The organism is Commensalibacter sp. Nvir, from assembly GCF_963921845.1.
Taxonomy (GTDB): Bacteria; Pseudomonadota; Alphaproteobacteria; order Acetobacterales; family Acetobacteraceae; genus Commensalibacter.
The window spans coordinates 1-4,451 of sequence record NZ_CAWUGZ010000091.1; the positions used below are offsets into that span (position 1 = coordinate 1).

Below are 4,451 nucleotides of genomic sequence, written 5' to 3' on the forward strand. Positions count from 1 at the left end.
TTATTAAATAGATGATAAAAATATTGCAAAGAAGCATACCCACATTGCTCTGATATTTTTGCCAAAGGCATTTTAGTGTAACTCAGTAAATATTGTGCATGTTTAAGTTTTTCTTCGTAAATAACCTCGTGAATAGTTTTATTAAATTCTTGTTTAAAACGACCTTCCAAATTTGATCGCGATAAATGCAAACTATTAACAACATGTTCAACTTTAATTTTCTTACAAGCATAATTACGAATATAATGTATTGCTTGAATTACAAGAGGATCCTCTATAGAACGATAATCCGTTGATTGACGTTCAATGATTTGTTTGGGAGGAACTAATATTTGTTTTATTTTAACTGTTTTTCCTTCTAACATTTGATGCAATAAGCCTGCTGCCTGATATCCCATTTCCTCAGTTCCCTGTGTAACTGTAGAAAGACAACCGTTTGATAAATAATTAATAACTTCCTCATTATCAATTCCAATTAAACAACATTCATCAGGTATCGTTTTATTAAGCTGTTTACTTACTTGTAAGATATGTCTTGCCTTTGCGTCATTAACTGCAATAATTCCAACGTGTTTAGGTAAGCTATTTAACCATTCTGTCAAATTTTTTAAGTTGGTTTGCCAATTATCCAAATTCATTGTTAAGCCACGATAAATATAACTGGGATAATTTTTTTGTTTTGTAATTTTTTCAAAAGCAATTTCACGTTCATAAGCAAAACGTGTTAAACGATTAGGCGGGTAACTGTACAAAGCAAATTGTTTGAGTCCTTTACTACACAAATGATCAAAAGCACTTTTTACCAATGCTTCATTATCAGATGCAACATAAGGAATTGAATGAAATTCTTGAAAACAATGAAACGATGCCCCAACTCCAACAATAGGATAAGAATGCTGCTTTATAAGGTTATCAATCAAATGATCGTCACAATTTGCAATCATTCCATCGCAGTATAAATTTTCACGATCGTTGCTATCCCAACATAAATTGTCAGAAAGATATATATTCCAATTTAAATGATGCATTTGTAAAAAATCACCAATACCCTTCAAAATTTGTCGGTCGTAAACTTTATTGGCGTTGAATAATAAAAAAATGCGATATTCTTTTGCTAACTCGTGGAGCATGAATAAGCCTAAATTATAGAAAAGCAAGAATGAATCAAATTTTAATCAAATTTTCTTTTTTTAATAATCACAATTATTTGACCTGTACTTAGCATTAATCAATAAAAAACGTAAAACGATTGTTAATTTACATAATTGAGATAATCACCACTCATAACTATAATTTCATTCAGTATTCAAGCAATTTACTTACGATTTAACAAAATTTTCTCTTTCTTCCTAACTTATTAAAAATATTTCTATTTAATTTAATACGTTATTAATGGCTAATAAATACACTAAGGATTAGCGATGAATAAACCCTATAATCCATTTTATGTTTTTAGAATTACCCTGGTAGCAACATTAGGAGGACTCTTATTTGGTTATGATACCGCAGTGGTATCGGGAACCGTTGATTCCATATCAAAAGTTTTTATTGAGCCGCGTCATCTAAACGAAACAGCGGCTAATTCCCTTTTGGGATTTTGCGTCGCAAGCGCTTTAATAGGATGTATTATTGGTGGGGTAATTAGCGGTTATTTAAGCAATCGTTTTGGTAGGCGAAATTCTTTATTATTTGCGGCTTTATTATTTTTTATTGCCGCATTAGGATCAGCTTATCCAGAATTTGGACTTCACCCTATTTTGTCCAATCAATACCCTACATACTTGACAAATTACATCCCTGAATTTGTTGCCTACCGTATTATTGGTGGTATTGGAGTAGGTTTAGCCTCTATGCTTTCCCCTATGTATATCGCCGAAGTTGCCCCTGCAGAAATTCGCGGTAAACTGGTCTCTTTTAATCAATTTGCCATTATATTTGGTCAATTACTTGTGTAATGCGTCAACTACATTATTGCTCGCTCAGGAGACCAAGCGTTTTTAACAACAGTAGGGTGGCGCTATATGTTTTTATCTCTTTCTTTGCCTGCCCTTTTATTCTTTTTTCTTTTATTCACGGTACCAGAAAGTCCACGTTGGTTAGTAGAAAAGCACCGTAAAGACCATGCCTTTGCAGTCTTATCTAGAATTTTAAATATAGAACGCGCCAAAAGCGCTCTTAATGAAATTACGCTTTCTCTAAGCAATACTTCCGAAACAGGGGCCAATTTATTCAAATACGGGATAGGTATTGTTATTATTGGCATTTTATTGTCTGCTTTTCAACAATTAATGGGGATTAATGTTGTGTTGTACTACGCACCTGAAGTCTTTAAAAATCTTGGAGCGAGCACTAATTCAGCGTTGCTACAAACCATTATTATAGGGATAATTAACCTCTCTTTCACCACTATTGCTATTTTTACCGTCGATAAATTTGGTAGAAAACCGTTACAAATTATCGGAGCAATAGGCATGGCAATCGGTATGATTAGCTTAGGAAGTGCTTTCTTTTTAAAATTATCCCCTCTATTAGCTTTAGTTTCTATGCTACTTTATATTGCTTCTTTCGCAATTTCATGGGGTCCTGTTTGCTGGGTATTATTGGCAGAAATGTTTCCCAATTCTATTCGCAGCAAAGCATTATCTGTCGCCGTATCAGCCCAATGGATAGCTAATTACCTTGTTTCATGGACCTTTCCCATTATGGATAAAAATTCTTATCTTATCCAAATGTTTCATCACGGATTTTCATATTGGATATACGGAATAATTAGCATTATTGCTGCCATTTTTGTTATACGCTTTGTTCCAGAAACCAAAGAAAAATCCTTGGAAGAACTGGAAGCCCTATGGGTATGATTTTTGTTTAACTTAAACAATATTTTACTGTTTAACACGTAAAAATTTAATGTATAAATTACAAGGAACTATACAATGCAAAATTATTTTGAACACATACAACGTATTCGCTACGAAGGTCCCAACAGCGATAATCCTTTTGCATTTCATCATTATAATCCTGATGAACTTGTTCTAGGCAAAAAAATGTCAGAACATCTACGTTTCGCTCTGTGCTATTGGCACAATTTTTGCTGGAATGGCACAGATATGTTTGGCACAGGATCCTTCAACTATCCTTGGCAGAATAGTACTAATGACCCTCTAACCAATGCCAAAGCAAAAGCCCAAATTGCATTTGAATTCTTTTATAAAATGAACGTTCCTTTTTACACATTTCACGATATTGATGTTGCACCGGAAGGGAAAAACATTAAAGAATATCTATACAATTCCGCGGTAATGACAGAAATTATGTTAAAATCTCAACAAGAGACTGGGGTAAAACCCCTATGGGGCACTGCAAATTGTTTTACCAACCCCCGTTATGCAGGCGGAGCAGCAACCAATCCTGATCCAGAAATTTTTGCTTATGCGGCCACCCAAGTAAATAACGCAATGAATGTCACCCATAAATTAGGTGGCGAAAATTATGTGCTATGGGGAGGAAGAGAAGGTTATGAAACGCTTTTGAATACTGACCTAAAAAGAGAACGTGAACAATTAGGTCGATTTATGCAACTGGTAGTAGAAAACAAACACAAAATTGGCTTTAAAGGGACTTTACTTATTGAACCTAAACCCAAAGAACCAACAAAACACCAATATGATTATGATGTTGCTACGATCTATGGTTTCCTCAAACAATATAATCTGGAAAACGAAATAAAAACTAATATTGAAGCCAATCACGCTACCCTGGCTGGACATTCTTTTCATCACGAAATAGCCACGGCCATAGCACTTAATATTTTTGGTTCAGTGGATGCCAATCGAGGAGATCCACAATTAGGATGGGATACGGATCAATTTCCTAATAGCGTCGAAGAAAATACTTTAGTTATGTATGAAATTTTGGCAGCAGGAGGCTTTACAACAGGAGGACTTAATTTTGACTCTAAAATAAGACGCCAAAGCATCGATAAATATTCCATATTTTATGGCCATATTGGAGGTATAGATGTAATGGCCTTAGCGTTAAAATGTGCTGCTCGGATGTTGAGTAACGACCAACTCAAAATTAATAAAGAAAAACGTTATTCAAATTGGAACAACCCATTAGGACAAGACATTCTTCATGGTAACTTAAGTTTAGAGGATATTGCTCATAATCTAGTGAAAAATAACTCAAATCCGCAGCCTATAAGTGAAGATCAAGAACGTCTAGAAAATTTGGTCAACCATTATATCTTCGGATAATCGTTTTTGCTTTAATTATTTATTACGTAGAGTGAGTTTATTATGATAAAGTTCATATCGCTCTATGTAATAACGGTAATAAATTTAATTTTTTTTATTAATTAAGTATTCTATTTAATACGAGTAATTAAAGTGCTTGAGTAAATATTTTTTTAAAAAAATCGTTCACATGAACCATTGTACTATATGCAACTA

Annotated in this window: 2 protein-coding genes and 1 pseudogene; 2 read left to right on the plus strand and 1 reads right to left on the minus strand. The window is 33.7% G+C overall.

Annotated elements, in window-relative coordinates:
• Positions 1–1,130: XylR family transcriptional regulator (locus AABE15_RS06060; RefSeq protein WP_338330392.1), on the minus strand; the 1,130-nt coding region annotated here is incomplete at its 3' end.
• 291 nt (positions 1,131–1,421) lie between these two features.
• Here AABE15_RS06060 and xylE point away from each other — a divergent pair.
• Positions 1,422–2,858, plus strand: a pseudogene (xylE, locus tag AABE15_RS06065) (D-xylose transporter XylE).
• 75 nt (positions 2,859–2,933) lie between these two features.
• On the plus strand, positions 2,934–4,256 hold the full coding sequence (xylA, locus tag AABE15_RS06070; RefSeq protein ID WP_338330393.1) for a xylose isomerase: 1,323 nt from the start codon (positions 2,934–2,936) through the stop codon (positions 4,254–4,256).
• The last annotated feature ends 195 nt before the right edge of the window (positions 4,257–4,451 follow it).

Bases quoted from the DNA above. Each gene is read 5' to 3' on its own strand.
- xylA (WP_338330393.1), top strand. From the start codon at position 2,934: ATGCAAAATTATTTTGAACACATACAACGTATTCGCTACGAAGGTCCC.